Here is a 16,820-nt window from a genome sequence, read left to right on the forward strand (position 1 = left end):
CGTGAAGTGCCACAACTTGCAGCGTTCGGCCGCGAGTACGAAAACTAGCTTCGGTTGCCGACTGGAGGTGACCACTCGATGACGATCTGTGCCACTGAGGACACCATGGCGCCGGCCGGCCCGCTCGCCGGGCGCCTGACGATCGCCGCCGACGGCTCGTACGCCGCCCGGCTCGCCCGGCACGACGACGACGCCGGAAGCTGGTTTCCGGAGCGCTGGACGCTGAGCGGCCCCGAGCCGTACGCCGTGCCGCTACAGGGCACCCAGCCCGAGGAGCCGGACAGCGCCCTGCTGCCGCTCATGGACGGGCGGGTGCTGATCCTGCGCCGGGTCGCCGACCGCTTCGCCGCCTCGCTGCTCTACCCGGCGGGACCCGGCACCGGCGAACTCCTGCTGGGCGCCTTGGCGGCCCCCCGGCTGACCCTGCTGCCGCCCGCCCCCGGCGGGACCCTCGCGTACGCCGTCGCGCCCGAGGCGGACCACACCATGCTGTGGCGGGTGCACGGCGGGGCGAACGGGCCGGAGCCGGTCACCCGGATCCCGGGACGCTGCACGGGCGGCGTGTGGCTGGACCGCAGCGGCCGACTGCTCGCGCTGGACCGGGAGTTGGACGGCCGGACCAAGACCGTGGTGGTCGATCTGGAACGGGGCGGCGAAACCGGTCTGCTGCTCCAGATCACCGAGGAGAGCAACGACCGGCTGCTGCTGGCCGATCCGGACAGCGGGCTGCTGCTCGTGCACTCGGACGCGCCGGGGCACGGCCGGCTGGGCTGGGGCGTACTGGGCAGCAGCCTGCCGGTGCGGTTCCCGGAGTGCCTGCGGCCCGCCAACGGGACGGCCACACCGTTCGCCGTGCAACCGGGACAGATGCTGGCGCCGGAGAGCTGTGCGGTGGCGTTCCGGATGGCCGGGCCGAACGGCACCTGGCTGGGCGTCTGGCGGCCCTCGGGACGGCAGTTGCGGCAGTACCCGGCGCCGGAGGGCTGGCTGCCGGGGACCGGCCTGTGGACGGCGGACGGCGACCTGCTGCTGCCGTGCGCGACGGAGGCGGAGCCGTGCGGGGTGGCGCGGTTGGCCTTGGGGGCGGAGCGGGTGGCCGTGGAGTCGGTGGAGCGGGGCCGGGCGGTGGAGCCGGTACGGCCTGGGGAGACGGGGCGGCCCATGGGGCCCATGGGGCCGGTGCGGCAGGTGGCGCCGACATGGGCGGCAGGGCCGACAGGGAGGGCACGGCCGGCGGCACCCGCACCGGTAGCACCTGTGGCACCGCCGGTGGAACCGTCACGCCCGGTGGAGCCCGCCGCGCCGGAGGAGGCAGTCAAGCCGGAGGGGGCCGTGCAGCCCGAGGAGGCATCGCCCTCCGGGAACGACGCCCTGGATGGCGCCCCGAATGGCGCGGAGATTGTCCCGGATGCGGGGGATGCCGACAACCGCTCCACAGCATCTGCACAACCTCAGGCCATGGACGCGGAACCGGCGCACCTCCCCGGACATCCCCAAACGTGCAGGCCAGTTCCCTTGCAAGAGGCACCTCTGGCGGCCCGCCAGACCCGGTGGAGCGTGATTTCCGGCCCCGTTAGAATTTCGGGCGGGAGCTGCGCAGCCGGCTGACCGGCCACCGGCAGTGCCGCTCGGGAGCAGCCGTGGCGGTCGTCGGGCGAGGTCCCGACGCGTACAGCTGTAAGCGAACTGACGGAGTGACCCTTTTCATGTCCGAAGCCCGAACCGACACGACCCAGGCGCGCCCGCAGGAGGCATCCGCCCAGGCCGCCGAGGCCGCAAGCTCCGGCAAGCACCGTGGCCCGGCCGCCGCGGAGGAGTCCGGCTCCACCCCTCATGGCCGGCACCGCCGGGACAAGCAGACGCAGGACGCGTAGCGCCGGACCGGCGGACCGCACCACAGCCGTGACCGCCGCACCGCTGAACAGCGGGCGGTGGCCACGGCCGTGGTGCGTTCTGCGTCGTGGTCAGCCGCGTTTGAGGCCCAGTACCTCGGCCGCCGCGAAGGTCTCGTCCGGCGGGCGCTGTGCGTAGTACGGCGTCAGCAGGTCATCGAGCTCCGCGTAGCTGAAGACGTCCTTCGCGGTGTCGAACTTGGCGGCGATCCGCGGGCGTTCGGCGATGGCGACCATGCCGCCGTGGACGACCAGCAGCTGGCCGTTGACCCGGGCCGCGGCCGGTGAGGCGAGATAGCCGACGAGCGGTGCGACATGTTCGGGCGCGAGCGGGTCCAGGGCGCCGTCCGCCGGCTCCTGGAAGCCGGCGAAGACGTCCTCGGTCATACGGGTGCGGGCACGCGGGCAGATCGCGTTGGCGGTCACACCGTATTTGCCGAGTGCCAGCGCCGTGGAGGTCGTCAGGCCGACGATGCCGCCCTTGGCCGCTGCGTAGTTGGGCTGGCCCGCCGAGCCCGCGAGGAACGCCTCGGAGGAGGTGTTGACGATCCGGCCGTGCACCGGGCCGCCGGCCGCTTTGGCGCGCTCGCGCCAGTGGACCGCGGCGAAGTGGGTGGTGTTGAAGTGGCCCTTGAGGTGCACGCGGATCACCGCGTCCCACTCGTCCTCGGTCATCGAGAACACCATCCGGTCGCGCAGAATGCCCGCGTTGTTGACCAGGATGTCGAGCTGCCCGTAGGTCTCGACCGCCAGCCGTACCAGTGCGCGGGCCTGGGCGTGGTCGGCGACATCACCGAGGTGGGCGACGGCGGTGCCGCCCGCCGTGCGGATCTCGGCGACGACGTCCTCGGCGGGCGCCGAGGACGCCTCTCCGGAGCCGTCGCGGCCCGGCTGCCCGTAGTCGTTGACCACGACGTGGGCGCCGAGACGGGCGAGTTCGAGGGCCTCGGCGCGGCCCAGACCGCGCCCGGCACCGGTGACGATCGCGGTCAGGCCCTCCAGTGGCTGTGCCATTCCTGTCCTCTCCAGTGGTCGCGGCACGCGGTGCGGTGCGCTGCGAGGGGTGAACGGTGGGCGTCAGAGCTCTATGCAGGTGCGCAGCGCGGTGCCGGAGCGCATCTGGTCGAGTGCGTCATTGATCTCGGCGAGCTGGACGCGATGGGTGATCAGGCCCTCCAGGTCGATCCGGCCGGCCCGCCACAGGGCGATGGCCCGCTCGTAGGAGCGCAGCACATCCGCACCGCCGTACAGGGACGGCAGGATCCGCTTCTCGTCGAAGAACAGCTCGAACATATTGACCTGGAAGGTGTCGTCCATGGCGCCCGCGCCGACCACGCACAGGGTGCCGCCGCGCCGGGTCATCTCATAGGCGGTGCGGGCGGTGGCGGACTTGCCGACCACCTCGAAGACGTAGTCGAAGCCCTCCCCCGCGGTGATCCGGGCCTTGGCGTCGGCGAACTCCTCCGGGGCGACGGCCTCGGTGGCGCCGAAGCGCAGCGCGGCCTCCCGGCGGGCGGGCACCGGGTCGACGGCGATGATCTGGGCCGCGCCGCAGGCCTTCGCCCCCTGGATGACGGAGATGCCGACGCCGCCGCAGCCGATCACCGCGACCGAGGACGCGGCCTCCACCTTGGCCGTGTTGAGGGCGGCTCCGAGCCCGGTGGTGACACCGCAGCCGATCAGCGCGGCGATCTCGTACGGGACATCGTCCGGGATCGGGACCGCGCAGTTGGCGGCGACCACGACCTCCTCGGCGAAGGTGCCGGTGCCGGCGAAGCCGAAGACATCCCCGCCGGGGCGACGGAAGTTGGGCGTCCCGGCGTTCATGAACCCGGCCAGGCACAGATGCGTCTGGCCGCGCCGGCAGGACGGACAGCTGCCGCAGGCGGGCAGCCAGCACATCAGGACGCGGTCCCCCTGCGCGAGTCCGGTGACGCCGTCGCCCACGTCGAGGATCTCGCCGGCGCCCTCGTGACCGGGGACGAAGGGCGCGGGCTGCGGCAGCACCCCGTTCATCGCCGAGAGGTCGGAGTGGCACAGTCCGGTCGCCCGGATACGGATCCTGACCTTGCCGGGGCCGAAGCCCACCGCCTCGATGTCGTCGAGGACTTCGAGCTTGTCCTGCCCTGTCTCGTGCTGTACGGCTGCGCGCATGTCACGGCTCCTCTCGTACGGACGGCCGGTCCGGGCCCGGTCCGGACCGGACCGGACCGGCTGGGGCGTGCCTGACGGATCAGCTGTGCTCCACCACGGTGTCGGCCAGCACCGGCGCCTCGTCCCGGTCGGCCGCGGTGACCGACACCAGCACCCGGCCGGGCTCCTGCCACAAACGGATGCGCAGCGTCTCCCCGGGGAAGACCACACCGGCGAAGCGGGTCGTGTAGGACCGCACCCGGGCGACCTCGCCGCCGAGCACCGTGTCGACGACGGCCTTGAGCGTGACCCCGTAGGTGCACAGCCCGTGCAGGATCGGCCGGTCGAAGCCGGCGAGCTTGGCGAACTCGGGGTCGGCGTGCAGCGGATTCCAGTCGCCGGAGAGGCGGTAGAGCAGCGCCTGGTCCGGGCGGATGACGCGTTCGGTGCTCAGATCGGGGGCGCGGTCGGGGAGTTCGAGGCGGGCGGAGGGGCCGCGCTCACCGCCGAAGCCGCCCTCGCCGCGGACGAAGATCTGGGTGTCGCAGGTCCACAGGGGACCCTCGTCGTCGGCCACTTCGGAGCGCAGCACGATGACGGCGGCCTTGCCCTTGTCGTACACGGCGGGGACGGTCGAGGTCTGGGTGGCCCGGCCGCCCACCGGGAGGGCACGGTGCACGGTGACGGTCTGGCCGCCGTGCAGGACCGCGGCGAGGTCCACGTCGATGCCGGGTGCGGAGAGCCCGCCGGCGAGCGCCATCCCGCCGCCGGCGACGGTGGCGAAGCTGGGCAGGACGTGCAGGGCGCTCTCCAGGGTGTAGCGCAGTTCGTCCGGGTCGGTGGCAGGGTGCGCCTTCTCCGGAGTGACCGCACCGGCGCCGATGCCGAGGTGGTAGAGCTGGACGTCCTTGTGGTCCCAGGCGAGTTCGGTGGTCCGCGGCTCGGCGGAGGTGGCCTTGGCGGCGTCGATGGGCATGGGGCTGCTTGCTCCTTCACCACGAGGGGAAGACCCCGGCCCGGCCGTCCGCACCGTCGACCGCGCCGGGGTCGCATCTGGTCGGCACGGCCGCGCTCCGACAGCGCACAGGGCACACTTCTAGAACGCGTTCTAGCCGATGGTCCTCATGTATAGCCGATCCGTCCGGCACCCGGAAGCCCTCTGACGGATTGTCAGATACAGGTCCCGCGAACGGCGGAGAACCTCCCCGGCCACGGGCTCCCGCCTGGCGCCGCCCGCACCCCGCACGCCGGCCCACCCAGCACGGGCCGGGACGTGACGCCGTACCGCCCCCTCACCTTTCGTCGCGCCGGTCCCCACCTTCTCTGCGCGGAACCGTGACATTTGTCAGAGGAGTTCATCCACATTCGCCTCTAACGCCAGCCGCTCACGCTCCGTAACGTCGAAGGCAAGCAGACGAGAGGCGGGGGAGAGCATGGCAGGGACGACAAGGCCCGGCAGCACGGCGGAGCGGGCGCGCGGCGCCGCGGCGGTGGGATTCTCCGGGGTGACCCGGAGTTATGGCGCGGTGCGGGCCGTGGACGGACTGGACCTGGAGATCGCGGCGGGCGGGACGGTGGCGCTGCTGGGACGCAACGGCGCAGGCAAGTCCACCACCCTCAACATGCTGCTGGGGCTGCTGCCGCCCAGCACGGGGACGGTCCGGCTGTTCGGCGGCACACCGGAGTCGGCGGTGCTCGCGGGCCGGGTGGGCGCCATGCTCCAGGACGGCAAGGCCATCCCGCGGGTCACGGTCCGCGAACTGATCACCTTCGTTGCCGCCACCTACCCGCACCCCATGGACGTCACCGAGGCCCTGGAGCTGGCGGGCCTCGACGAGTTCGCCGGGCGGCGGGTGGACCGGCTGTCCGGCGGGCAGGCCCAGCGGGTCCGCTTCGCGGTGGCGCTGGCCGGCAACCCCGAGCTGCTGGTGCTCGACGAGCCGACCGCGGCGCTGGACGTGGAGGCGCGCCGCGCCTTCTGGCGCTCGATGCGCGCCTATGCCCGCCGCGGCCACACCGTCCTGTTCTCCACCCACTATCTGGAGGAGGCCGACGAGCACGCCGACCGGATCGTGGTGATCGACCGCGGCCGGGTGGTGGCCGACGGCAGCGGCGACGCGATAAAGCGGCGGGCCGGCGGCTCACAGGTCTCCTTCGACCTCGCGGGCGCCGCCACCGGGCCGCTGTCCGGGCTGCCCGGCGTCAGCGCCGTGGAGGTGCGCGGTGACCGCGCGCGGCTGCGGACGGCGGACTCCGACGCCACGGTCCTGGCGCTCGCCGGGCTCGGGCTCGTCCGCGGACTACAGGTCACCCCCGCCAGCCTGGAGGACGCGTTCCTCGCGCTCACCTCCGCCGAAGCCACCCCCAACGCCCAAGCACACACCGCCGGCGCCCGGCCCGTGAAGGAGAGCGCGTGATGCTCGACTACGTCCGTCTCGAAGTCCGCCGCACCCTCCGTGACCGGGGCTTTGTCATCTTCGGTATCGGGATGCCGGTGCTGATGTATGTGCTGATGACCAATATCGGCGTGGGTCCGGGCGGCGCCGACCCGGAGTGGAAGATCGCTTCGATGGTCGGCATGGCCGCGTACGGCGCGCTGGGTTCGGCGGTCGGCACGGGCACCGGCGTCGCCGAGGACAAGCAGCTGGGCTGGCTGCGCCAGCTGCGCATCACGCCGCTGAGCCCCCTCCGGGCGGTGGTGGGCCGCGGGCTGACCGGCTCGGTGACGGTGCTGCCGGCCCTCGCCGCCGTATTGCTGGTGGGCGCCCTGGCCAACGGCGTCCGGATGCCTGCCTGGCAGTGGGCCGCACTGGCCGGGCTGCTGTGGATCGGCACCATGCCCTTCACACTGCTCGGTCTCGGCAACGGCTACCGCCTGTCCGCACAGTCCACCGGCGTGGTCAACACGGGCTGTGTGCTGCTGCTGTCGATCATCGGCGGTCTGTGGTTCCCGCCCGAGCTGTTCCCCGGCTGGCTCCGCTCGCTGTCCGGGTGGACGCCCGGCAACCGCTTCGCGGAGCTCGGCCGGAGCGTCACCCACGGCAGCGCACCGGACCTGACCTCAGTGGCGGTGCTGGCCTTCTGGCTGGCACTCTTCGGCGGATACGCGGTGTACGCGTACCGTCGGGCCGCACGCACGGTGTGACCGGCGATGGCGCAGACCTGGGAAGCGACAGTGCAGCACACGGAACAACGGACCGCGGGCGGGAAGAGCCCCGGCGGCGCGGACGGCACCGAGTCATGCCGTCCCGGGCGGCGGGGCCGGCAGCCGGGCCAGGGGCCGGGCAAGTACGCCTTCCTGCCCTGGCTGCTGATGGGCCTGGGCGCCTTCTCCAACGTCATCCAGGGGAAGTCGGGCAACCCCTGGCTGGCCGGTCTCGGGCTGCTCGCCTTCAACTCCCTCTACATCAGCGTGATCTGGGCGTCCTTCACCCCACGGCTGCGGGACTCCCGCCGCCCCGTGTACGCCCTGGGGATGCTGACCGCCGTCACCTTCGCCGTCGCGATCGGGTTCGGCGGCAACTGGTTCCTGTTCTTCCCGCTGCTGTCGCTGGCCTCCGGCACCGTCCGTGCGCTGCGCGGCAAGAAGCTCGCGCTCTGGCTGATCACGCTCAGCGGCGCGGCGGGCTATCTGACCGGCTGGCACGACGACGACCCGTGGGGCGCGTTCGGCATCGGCTACGGCACCTTCCTGTCCGGCATGGTGACGGCCACGGTCCTCAGCCTCTTCGACACCATCCAGGAGCTGAACACCACCCGCCAGGAACTGGCCCGCAGCGCCGTCGAGAAGGAGCGGCTGCGCTTCTCCCGCGATCTCCACGACCTGCTGGGGCACACCCTGTCCGTAGTGGTCGTCAAGGCCGAGGCGGTCCGCCGGCTCGCACCCCGCGATCTGGACGCCGCGCTCGCCCAGGCCACCGATATCGAAGCGGTCGGCCGGCAGGCACTGACCGAGATCCGCGAGGCCGTCAGCGGCTACCGCGAAGGCAGTCTGACCACCGAGCTGGACTCAGCCCGTTCCGCACTGGAGGCGGCCGGCATCGAGCCCGTCGTACGGCAGGCCGGGCCACCGCTGCCCCCACAGGCCGGCGCCCTGCTGGGCTGGGTGGTCCGCGAGGGCGTCACCAACACCGTCCGGCACAGCGGTGCCACCCGCTGCGAGATCGCCGTCCACGCCGACGCGGAACGAGTACGCCTGACGATCACGGACGACGGCCGCGGGCCCCTGAGCTCCGGGGCTGCCGCGGCGCCCGGCCTCACCTGGCTCCGCGACCGTGTCCCGGGCCGCGGCGGCGACGGGGGCGGGGATGGGGAGAAGGGCGGCGGGGAGTCGTATGGCGGCCGGGGGGCGGAGGGCGACCGGGAGACCTACGGCGACCGGGGCGCGGACGGTGGCCGGGAGACGGGCAACGGCCGGGAGGCGTACGGCATACGCGGGACGGGCGGCAGCGGCGGCGCGTCCCCCGTGGAGGCCATCGGTGACGACGGTGGCCCGGCGCTGCCCGGACGGTCGGGGCCGGTGGGCGGCACCGGGCTGAAGGGGCTGGCCGAGCGCCTGGCCGCGGCGGGCGGGACACTGCACAGTGGCGCGGACGGCCGGAACGGCTTCCGGGTCACGGCCGAGCTCCCGATCGGCACGGGCGACGGGGCGGATACGGAGGAGTGGACCAAGTGATCAAGGTCCTGCTGGCGGAGGACCAGGGAATGATGCGGGGCGCGCTCGCGCTGCTGCTCGACCTGGAAGCGGATATGCAGGTCGTGGCACAGGTCGCGGCGGGCGACCGGATCGTCGCCGCCGCCCTCGACGCCCGCCCCGATATCGCCCTCCTGGACATCGAACTGCCCGGCCGCAGCGGTCTGGACGCCGCGGCTGAGCTGCGCGAACAGCTGCCGTCCTGCAAGGTGCTGATCGTGACGACCTTCGGCCGCCCCGGCTATCTGCGCCGCGCCATGGAGGCCGGAGCGTCCGGTTTCCTGGTGAAGGACGGCCCGGTGGAGGAACTCGCGGCGGCGATCCGCCGGGTGCTGGCGGGTGAGCGGGTCATCGACCCCGGCCTCGCCGCGGCGGCCCTGAGCGCCGGCCCCAATCCGCTGACCCAGCGGGAGCGCGATGTCCTCACCGCCGCCGTGGACGGCGCCACGGTCGCCGACATCGCCGGCCGCCTCCACCTCTCCCAGGCCACCGTCCGCAACTACCTCTCCGCGGCCATCGGCAAAACCGGCACCCGCAACCGCATGGAAGCGGTACGGGCGGCACGGCAGAACGGCTGGCTGTAGGGGGCGCGCGTCGCGTCCCGTCACGTCTGGCTCGCGACGCCCGGCCCACCCAGCCCACGCGGCCACCGGCGAGACCCACCGACGCGCCGAGGGCAACGGCTGTCAGCCGTGGGCGGCGTCCGCCCGGCGCTGGGGCAGCGCGACGACCATCAGCAGAATGCTGCCGAGCAGGACCACCGAGCCGACCTGGAAGGCCAGCCCGTAGCCGTCCGCCAGGGCCTTGGGGCCGTGGCCCGCCTCGATCCGGGCCGCGGCGAGCGTGGACAGGACCGACAGGCCCAGCGCGCCGCCCATTTGCCGGGAGGTGTTCATCAGGCCGGAGACCAGGCCCTGGTCGGCAGGGTCGGCTCCGGAGGTCGCGATGGAGGCGATCGGCGTCGCGGTCAGGCCCGCGCCCAGCGCCATGAGGATGCCGGGCCCGAGGATCGTGCCGAGGTAGGTGCCGTGGACGTCCATGGTGCCCTGCCAGACCATGCCGGACGCGGAGATCACCGCACCGGCGATGGCCAGCGGCTTGGCGCCCAGCCGGTTCATCAGCCGTGGCGCGATCTTGGAACCCAGGACGATGGACAGCGAGTGCGGGATGAAGGAGAGCCCGGCCTCCAACGGCCGGTAGCCCAGCACGTTCTGCACGTAGAGGGACAGGAAGTACCACATGGAGAACATCGCGGCGCCGGACAGCATCATCGCCCCGTTCGCCGCCGAGACCGAGCGCACGCGGAAGAGACCCAGCGGCATCAACGGGGCCTTGGCGCGCGCCTCGACGGCGAGGAAGACCGCGATCACGAGCAGCCCGGCGGCCAGCGGCAGCAGCGCGGACAGCGCCCCCCAGCCATCCGTCTCGGTCTGCACGATCCCGTAGGCCACCAGCCCGAGCCCGGCCGTCACCAGGAGCGCGCCGGGCACATCGAGCCGCCGACCCGCCCCCTGCCGGCTCTCGGTGAGCCACAGCACCGCGCCGCCCAGCACCAGTGCCCCGATCGGCACATTGATCAGCAACACCCAGCGCCACGAGAGGAATTCGGTGAGCGTGCCGCCCACCAGGCCGCCCACCGCGCCGCCGCCCGCGCCGACCGCCGTCCAGGTGGCGATGGCGCGGGTACGGGCCGGGCCGGCCGGGAACGAGGTGGTCAGAATGGTGAGGGTGGCCGGTGAGAGGACCGCCGCGCCGATGCCCTGCACCGTACGGGCCGCGATCAGCTGCCAGGGCTCCTGCGCCAGCCCGCCCCCGAGGCTCGCGACCGTGAACAGCGCCAGCCCCGTGACGAAGATCCGCTTACGGCCGAAGAGATCGGCGGCCCGGCCACCGAGCAGCATGAAGCCCGCGAAGGTGATGACGTAGGCGTTGACGATCCATTGGAGACCGAGCTCGCTCAGGCCCAGACCGGTCCGCATGGCGGGCAGCGCCACATTCACGACGGAGACGTCCAGGATGACCAGGAACTGCCCGGAGCAAACCAGCAGCATCACCAGCCAGGCCGGCGGGGCCGTCCTCCGGCGCGCGGTCTTGGGCAGGGTGGCGGAGGCGGCTATCGGCGGCATGCCAGCCATGCTTGCATTCGTCGTATGAATCCCGCATCGGTATATCGGTGCATGAGCCACCTGACAGAAGACCTAGGCCGGAAGTCGCAGGGGGACGGGGGCTGGGGGCGGGGCTTTTCGGGGTGGGGCCTTACGGGGCGAGGGGGGCGGGCCCCTAGGGGATGAGCGGGCCCCCACTGGGCCAACTACCCACCAGCGGGGGCGAGTTAACGCGCGGTGCGATGCACCGGTCGGGACCCGGCCAATGCGCCGCACCAGCCGAGGAGACCGGTCAGGCCCAGGCCCAGGCCCCGCCCCACCCCTCCCCGCACCGCCCGGCCTAACTCCCCCGCTCCCCCACCTCCCCACCTCCCCACCTCCTCACCTCCGCAGCACCGTCACCACCGCCGCGCCGCCCAAGCCGATGTTGTGGGCCAGGCCCACCCGGGCGCCGGGGACCTGGCGGTCGCCCGCGGTGCCGCGGAGCTGCCAGACGAGTTCGGCGGCCTGGGCCAGGCCCGTCGCGCCCAGCGGGTGGCCCTTGGAGATGAGGCCGCCGGAGGGATTGACCACCCAGCGGCCGCCGTAGGTCGTGGCGCCGTCGGCGACCAGCTTCCCCGACTCCCCGTCCGCGCACATGCCCAGCGCCTCATAGGTCAGCAGCTCATTGACCGAGAAACAGTCGTGCAGCTCGATGACGTCCATGTCCTCGATGCCGAGGCCGCCGGCCGCGTACACCTGGCGGGCCGCGGCCCGGGACATCGGTTTGCCGACGACATCGATGCAGGAGCCGGACGCGAAACTCTCCTCGGTGTCCGTCGTCATGGCCTGCGCGACGATCTCCACCGCCCGGTCGGCCAGGCCGTGTTCCCGTACGAACCGCTCGGAGACGATCACCGCAGCCGCCGCGCCGTCGGAGGTCGGCGAGCACTGCAACTTGGTCAGCGGCCGGTGGATTGTCTTGGCGGCGAGGATCTCCTCGACCGTGTAAACGTCCTGGAACTGGGCGTTCGGGTTGTGGGCGGAGTGGCGGTGGTTCTTGGCGCCGACGGCGGCGAGCTGTTCGGCGGTGGTGCCGTAGCGCTCCATGTGCTCACGGGCCGCGTTGCCGAAGATCTGGGCGGTGGGCGGGGTCATCTCGAAGCCGTGGGCGGCGGCCATCACTCCGTAGTGGCGGGCCACCGGCGAAGTGCTGAAGTCGCCGCTGTCCGCCCCGCCGCCCAGCGCGCCCCGTTTCATCTTCTCGAAGCCCAGGGCCAGGACACAGTCGTTGAGGCCGGACTCGACGAACTGGCGGGCCATCATCAGCGCGGTCGAGCCGGTCGCACAGTTGTTGTTGACGTTGTAGACGGGAATGCCGGTCAGACCCAGTTCGTAGGCGGCGCGCTGGCCGGCCGTCGAGGCCTGGTAGCAGTAGCCCACCGGCAGCTGCTCGACCGCCTCGTAGCCGATCCCGGCGTCCGCGAGCGCCTTGCCGCCCGCCTCCTTCGCCATGTCCCAGTACTGCCACTCGCGGGTCTCGGGCTTCTCGAAGCGGGTCATCCCGACGCCGACGATGTACGCCTTGCCAGCCATACGTGTCCTCCTGGAGGTGGCCGAGTCCGGGGAGTCAGATCAGGGGGCGCGGCTCCGGGTCGCGGGGCAGACCCAGCAGCCGCTCGGCGACGACATTGAGCTGCACCTGGGTGGTGCCGCCGGCGATGGTCAGACAGCGCGACATCAGGAAGCCGTGCAGCGCCCGTTCACCGACCCCCTCGCGCACCGCGCCGTCCGGGCCGAGCAGTTCCAGCGCCAGCTCTGCGACCTTCTGCTGGTGCGGGGTCTGCACCAGCTTGCGGATGCTGGCACCGGCGCCCGGCTCCAGCCCCGACACCTGCTGGAGCGTGGTGCGCAGCCCTATGCAGCCCAGCGCGTGCGCCTCGGCGGCCAGCGCACCCACCCGCGCCCGCACCGAGCCGTCCAGTACGGCGGCGCGGTCCAGGAGCGCTTCCAGTCCGGTGTCGAAGGTCAACTGGTCGGCCATGTGGACGCGTTCGTTGTCCAGGGTGGTGCGGGCCACCTTCCAGCCGTTGTCGACCCCGCCGACCACCGCGCCGGGCGGCAGCAGCACGTCGTCGAAGTAGACCTCGTTGAAGAGCGAATCGCCGGTGATCTCCTTCAGCGGGCGAATGTCGATACCCGGCGCCGCCATGTCGACGAGGAAGAAGGTCAGCCCCTTGTGCTTGGGCGCGTCCGGGTCGGTACGGGCCAGCAGGATGCCGTGGCTCGCCCATTGCGCGGCCGAGGTCCACACCTTCTGGCCGTTGATCCGCCAGCCGCCGTCCGCCGTCCGCTCGGCGCGGGTCCGCAGCGCGGCCAGGTCCGAACCGGCCTCGGGTTCGGAGAACAGCTGGCACCACAGCAGCTCACCGCGCAGCGACGGCAGCAGATAGCGCTCCTGCTGCTCCGGGGTGCCGTGGGCGATCAGCGAGGGGACGACCCAGGTGGCGATGCCCAGATCGCTGATCCGGAGCCCGGCGTCCGCCAGCTCCTGCTGGATCGCGAGCTGTTGTACGGGGCCGGCGCCCAGTCCGTAGGGCGCGGGGAGGTGCGGTGCGGCGTAGCCGGTGGGGGCCAGGGCGCGGCGTACGGCGGCGGGGTCGAGGCCGCGGACGCCGTCGAGGACCGTGCGGGCCTCGGTACGGAACTCCGTGGCCTCGGCGGGGAGTTCCAGTTGCAGCGGTCGCCGGGCGCCGTCGGCGGCGAGCCGGGCGGCCCGCAGCCGGTGGGTGTCGCCGCTGCCGAGCAGCTGGCGCGCCACGGTCGCCCGCCGCAGGTGGAGATGGGCGTCGTGTTCCCAGGTGAAGCCGGTGCCGCCGAGGATCTGGATGCAGTCCTTGGCGCAGCTGACGGCGGCGTCCAGGGCGGTCGCGGTGGCCAGCGCCGCGACCAGTCCGCGGACCTCGGGCGGCTCGTGCAGGGCCCGGGCCGCGTCCCAGACCAGGGCGGCGGCCTGCTCGCAGCGTACGAGCATGTCGGCGCAGAGGTGTTTGACCGCCTGGAACTGGCCGATGGGGCGGCCGAACTGCACGCGGACCGCAGCGTGTTCGGCGGCGGTGCGCAGCGCCCAGGAGGCCGTGCCGCAGCTCTCGGCGGCCCACAGCACCCCGGCCAGGTCGCGGACCAGGTCACTGTCGACGGCGAGCCGCCGCCCGGCGGGCACCGGCACACCGTGCGCACTCACCTCGGCGGTCGGCCGGGTCGGGTCGGCGCTCTCCTGACCCCGTACGGTCAGCGCCCCGGCGTCGACCGCAAGCCAGACTTCCGCTGCCGCTTCCCCTTCCGCTTCCGTGGTGACCTCCGCGGCCAGCACGAGGAGATCCGCTTCGGCGCCGGCCAGGACCGGGGGCGCGGTGCCGTCCAGGACATAGCCGTCGGGGGTCTCGACGGCGGTGAGTGAGCCCGGGCCGAGCGCGACGGCGCCGATGCGTGCGCCGGTGGCGAGGGCCCGTACGAGAGTGGGGGCGCCGCCGCGGTGCAGGAGGGCGGCGGCGAGGGTGGTGGGCAGATAGGGGCCGGGGAACGCGGCGCGGCCCAGTTCCTCCAGCACGACGGCGAGGTCGAGCAGTTCACCGCCCCCGCCGCCGTCGGCCTCGGGGAGATGGAGCCCGAGCAGGCCCTGAGCGGCGAGCTGATCCCAGTACGCGGGCCGCCCGGGGCGCGCGGGCGCGGTGTCGAGCAGCTTGCGCACCGCTTCGGGCGGCACGGCCCGCGCGGCCCAGCCGCCCGCCGCCTCGGCCAGGTCACGGTGTTCCGGTGTGATTCCGATGCCCATGCGGGGCAGGCTAGAACACGTTTCATTCTGACGGAAGGTCAGCTAGAGGGTTAGTTGGAGGGGCGGTTGAGGGGGCGGCCGGATGGCGGTCCGGGCCCCTGGGGCGGCGGCCCCACACGCACCCGCAGTACGGCGGCCACCCCCGCCCGCCCCGCGCCCGGCAGCGACCGGCGGATGCAGGACGCGCGGGACCCGGCAGGGATTCCCCCGAGGGGACAGCTCTCACGCGCACCACAAACGCCCCGGTGAATTCCGCCCCGAAACTCATTTCCCACCCCCTTCCCCTCACCCCTCCCTCTCCCCCCTTCCCCCAACCGACTCCCCGCCCCCCAATTCACCGCTTTCGGGCATCCCGGAAATCGGCGACGGGAAATCGGCGGGAACAGTCGGGGAACGGACCGGAACCCGGCAGGAACCGGCAGGAAGAGCCGGGGCGCCCGATGCGGGAAATGCGAACCGCCGTTCCGATATCCGAATGTTCCGCACCGGGACACCCGCACTCCACCCGCGCCGCCCCGTACGGCACGATGAGCCCCTGACCGCACCACAGGAGGAAGCCCATGCCCGCTCCCACGGCTCCGACCGCTCCGCAGCCGGAGATACTCGCCGCTTTTCAGGCGGCGAAGGGCTTCATGCCCGTGGACGAGGGCCTCGCCCTGTATGCGGCGGCGGCCGGGGCGGCGGCCCTGGGGCTGCCGCTGGTGGAGGTCGGCACGTACTGCGGCCGGTCCACGATTCTGCTTGCCGATGCCGCGCGCAGCGCCGGGGTTCTCGCCGTCACCGTCGACCACCACCGGGGCAGCGAGGAGCAGCAGCCCGGGTGGGAGTACCACGACGCGACCGTCGTCGACCCCGTGGTCGACCGGATGGACACGCTGCCCACCTTCCGCCGCACCCTGCACGCCGCGGGCCTGGAGGAGCATGTGCTCGCCCTGGTGGGCCGGTCGCCGCAGGCCGCGGCCGTATGGCAGGCCCCGGTGGGTCTGGTCTTCATCGACGGCGGGCACACCGACGAGCACGCCACCGCCGACTACGAGGGCTGGGCGCCGCATCTCGCGCCCGGCGGGCTGCTGGTCATCCACGATGTCTTCGCGGACCCGGCGGACGGCGGCCAGGCCCCGTACCGCATCTACCGCAGGGCCCTGGAGTCCGGCGCGTTCACCGAGATCTCGTCCCATGGGTCGCTGCATGTCCTGCGGCGCACCGGGGCGGGAATCTGAGCGAGCTACGATCGCGGACGTGTCGAACGGCAGTTCTCTCCCCTCGCACCGCCGCCTGCGCGGCACCCTCCTCGTCGTGCTGGCCGCCGTAGTGGTCGCCGGCCTGGGCGGCTGGCTGGCCTGGCGCTCGTCGGGCCACGACGGCCCCGGAGCCGGGCAGCCCGCACCGGGCGGCCCGGCGGAGAGCGCCTCCGAGGGCGCGGCCGGGTCCGGCGGCGGCCCCACCCCCGGCAACGACTCCAAGGGCGACAGCCCGCGCGGCAGCCTCAAGGGCAAGGTCGTGGTGCTCGACCCCGGCCACAATCCGCACAACGGCGAGCACGGCCGGGAGATCGCCCGGCAGGTGGACATCGGCAACGACCGCAAGGAGTGCGACACCACCGGCACCGCCACCAACGACGGATACGCCGAGGCGTCCTTCACCCTGGACCTCGCCCGCCGGGCCCGCACGCTCCTCCAGGAGCAGGGCGCCAAGGTCGTCCTCACCCAGAACGGCGACCGCCCCTACGGGCCGTGCGTCGACGAGCGCGCGGAGATCGGCAACAAGGCGCACGCCGATGCCGCACTGTCCCTGCACGCCGATGGTTCGGGCGCCGGCAACCGCGGCTTCCATGTCATCCTGCCCGCCCGCGTCACGGCGGGCCCGGCCGACACCGCCAAGATCGTCGGGCCCTCGCGGCAGTTGGGCGAGCGGCTGGTCGGCCGGTTCCGCTCGGTCACCGGAAGTGCGGCGTCGAATTACATCGGCGACGGCAGCGGGCTCGACAAGCGCTCCGATCTCGGCGGCCTCAACCTCTCCACGGTGCCGAAGGTGTTCATCGAGTGCGGCAATATGCGCGACCCGAAGGACGCCGCGCAATTGACCGATGCGCGCTGGCGGCAAAAAGCGGCCCGCGGGATCACCGAGGGCATTACGGACTTCTTGACGCACTGACCGGACCGTCGAACCCGGCTCCGGAACCC

General features: G+C 72.9%; 14 protein-coding genes. 8 read left to right on the plus strand and 6 right to left on the minus strand.

Going from position 1 to position 16,820, the window contains the following annotated elements; genetic code table 11:
• Window positions 1-78: 78 nt before the first annotated feature.
• Both QT196_RS12140 and QT196_RS12145 read left to right on the plus strand, forming a co-directional pair.
• Window positions 79-1,608 (plus strand): hypothetical protein, encoded by a 1,530-nt coding sequence (locus QT196_RS12140; protein WP_290354883.1) that lies wholly within the window; start codon window positions 79-81, stop codon window positions 1,606-1,608.
• A 98-nt stretch (window positions 1,609-1,706) separates the two neighbouring features.
• The gene (locus tag QT196_RS12145) at window positions 1,707-1,874 is read left to right on the plus strand and encodes a hypothetical protein (protein WP_168478867.1); all 168 of its coding nucleotides are present in this window, start codon (window positions 1,707-1,709) and stop codon (window positions 1,872-1,874) included.
• Window positions 1,875-1,964: 90 nt separating this feature from the next.
• Here the strand turns inward: QT196_RS12145 and QT196_RS12150 are convergent, their stop codons facing one another.
• The 3 genes from QT196_RS12150 to QT196_RS12160 all read right to left on the minus strand — a co-directional run bounded on the left by QT196_RS12150 (window position 1,965) and on the right by QT196_RS12160 (window position 5,001).
• Entirely contained in the window at window positions 1,965-2,906 is a 942-nt protein-coding gene (locus QT196_RS12150) for a 3-oxoacyl-ACP reductase (protein ID WP_266730617.1), read from the minus strand.
• A 63-nt stretch (window positions 2,907-2,969) separates the two neighbouring features.
• Entirely contained in the window at window positions 2,970-4,046 is a 1,077-nt protein-coding gene (locus tag QT196_RS12155) for a Zn-dependent alcohol dehydrogenase (RefSeq protein ID WP_266730619.1), read from the minus strand.
• 79 nt (window positions 4,047-4,125) lie between these two features.
• The gene (locus QT196_RS12160) at window positions 4,126-5,001 is read right to left on the minus strand and encodes a MaoC/PaaZ C-terminal domain-containing protein (RefSeq protein ID WP_168478870.1); all 876 of its coding nucleotides are present in this window, start codon (window positions 4,999-5,001) and stop codon (window positions 4,126-4,128) included.
• 457 nt (window positions 5,002-5,458) lie between these two features.
• Between QT196_RS12160 and QT196_RS12165 the strand changes: the two genes are divergently transcribed.
• From QT196_RS12165 to QT196_RS12180, 4 genes are read left to right on the plus strand one after another with little or no spacing between them, the layout of a single operon-like run.
• Window positions 5,459-6,442: an ABC transporter ATP-binding protein gene (locus tag QT196_RS12165; protein WP_266730621.1), complete on the plus strand. Its 984-nt coding sequence runs from the start codon at window positions 5,459-5,461 to the stop codon at window positions 6,440-6,442.
• Entirely contained in the window at window positions 6,442-7,170 is a 729-nt protein-coding gene (locus QT196_RS12170; protein ID WP_168478872.1) for an ABC transporter permease, read from the plus strand. Before QT196_RS12165 ends, QT196_RS12170 begins: the two co-directional genes overlap by 1 nt.
• Window positions 7,171-7,176: 6 nt before the next feature.
• Window positions 7,177-8,700, plus strand: a complete 1,524-nt coding sequence (locus tag QT196_RS12175) for a histidine kinase (RefSeq protein WP_290354884.1) — start codon at window positions 7,177-7,179, stop codon at window positions 8,698-8,700.
• Entirely contained in the window at window positions 8,697-9,302 is a 606-nt protein-coding gene (locus QT196_RS12180) for a response regulator transcription factor (protein ID WP_168478873.1), read from the plus strand. Before QT196_RS12175 ends, QT196_RS12180 begins: the two co-directional genes overlap by 4 nt.
• Before the next feature lie 102 nt (window positions 9,303-9,404).
• Here the strand turns inward: QT196_RS12180 and QT196_RS12185 are convergent, their stop codons facing one another.
• From QT196_RS12185 to QT196_RS12195, 3 genes are all read right to left on the minus strand, one after another.
• Window positions 9,405-10,844, minus strand: a complete 1,440-nt coding sequence (locus QT196_RS12185) for an MFS transporter (protein WP_248001597.1) — start codon at window positions 10,842-10,844, stop codon at window positions 9,405-9,407.
• A 360-nt stretch (window positions 10,845-11,204) separates the two neighbouring features.
• Entirely contained in the window at window positions 11,205-12,398 is a 1,194-nt protein-coding gene (locus tag QT196_RS12190; protein ID WP_168478875.1) for a lipid-transfer protein, read from the minus strand.
• Window positions 12,399-12,432: 34 nt separating this feature from the next.
• A complete protein-coding gene (locus tag QT196_RS12195) occupies window positions 12,433-14,637 on the minus strand; it encodes an acyl-CoA dehydrogenase (protein WP_290354885.1) in 2,205 nt (734 codons plus the stop codon).
• A 560-nt stretch (window positions 14,638-15,197) separates the two neighbouring features.
• Between QT196_RS12195 and QT196_RS12200 the strand changes: the two genes are divergently transcribed.
• Complete coding sequence (locus tag QT196_RS12200) at window positions 15,198-15,857, plus strand: class I SAM-dependent methyltransferase (RefSeq protein ID WP_290354886.1); 660 nt, start codon at window positions 15,198-15,200, stop codon at window positions 15,855-15,857.
• Between the two features lie 19 nt (window positions 15,858-15,876).
• The gene (locus QT196_RS12205; protein ID WP_168478877.1) at window positions 15,877-16,791 is read left to right on the plus strand and encodes an N-acetylmuramoyl-L-alanine amidase; all 915 of its coding nucleotides are present in this window, start codon (window positions 15,877-15,879) and stop codon (window positions 16,789-16,791) included.
• Window positions 16,792-16,820: the final 29 nt, after the last annotated feature.

Origin of the sequence: Streptomyces sp. P9-2B-2 (assembly GCF_030406865.1) — a bacterium.
GTDB lineage: Bacteria > Actinomycetota > Actinomycetes > Streptomycetales > Streptomycetaceae > Streptomyces > Streptomyces platensis.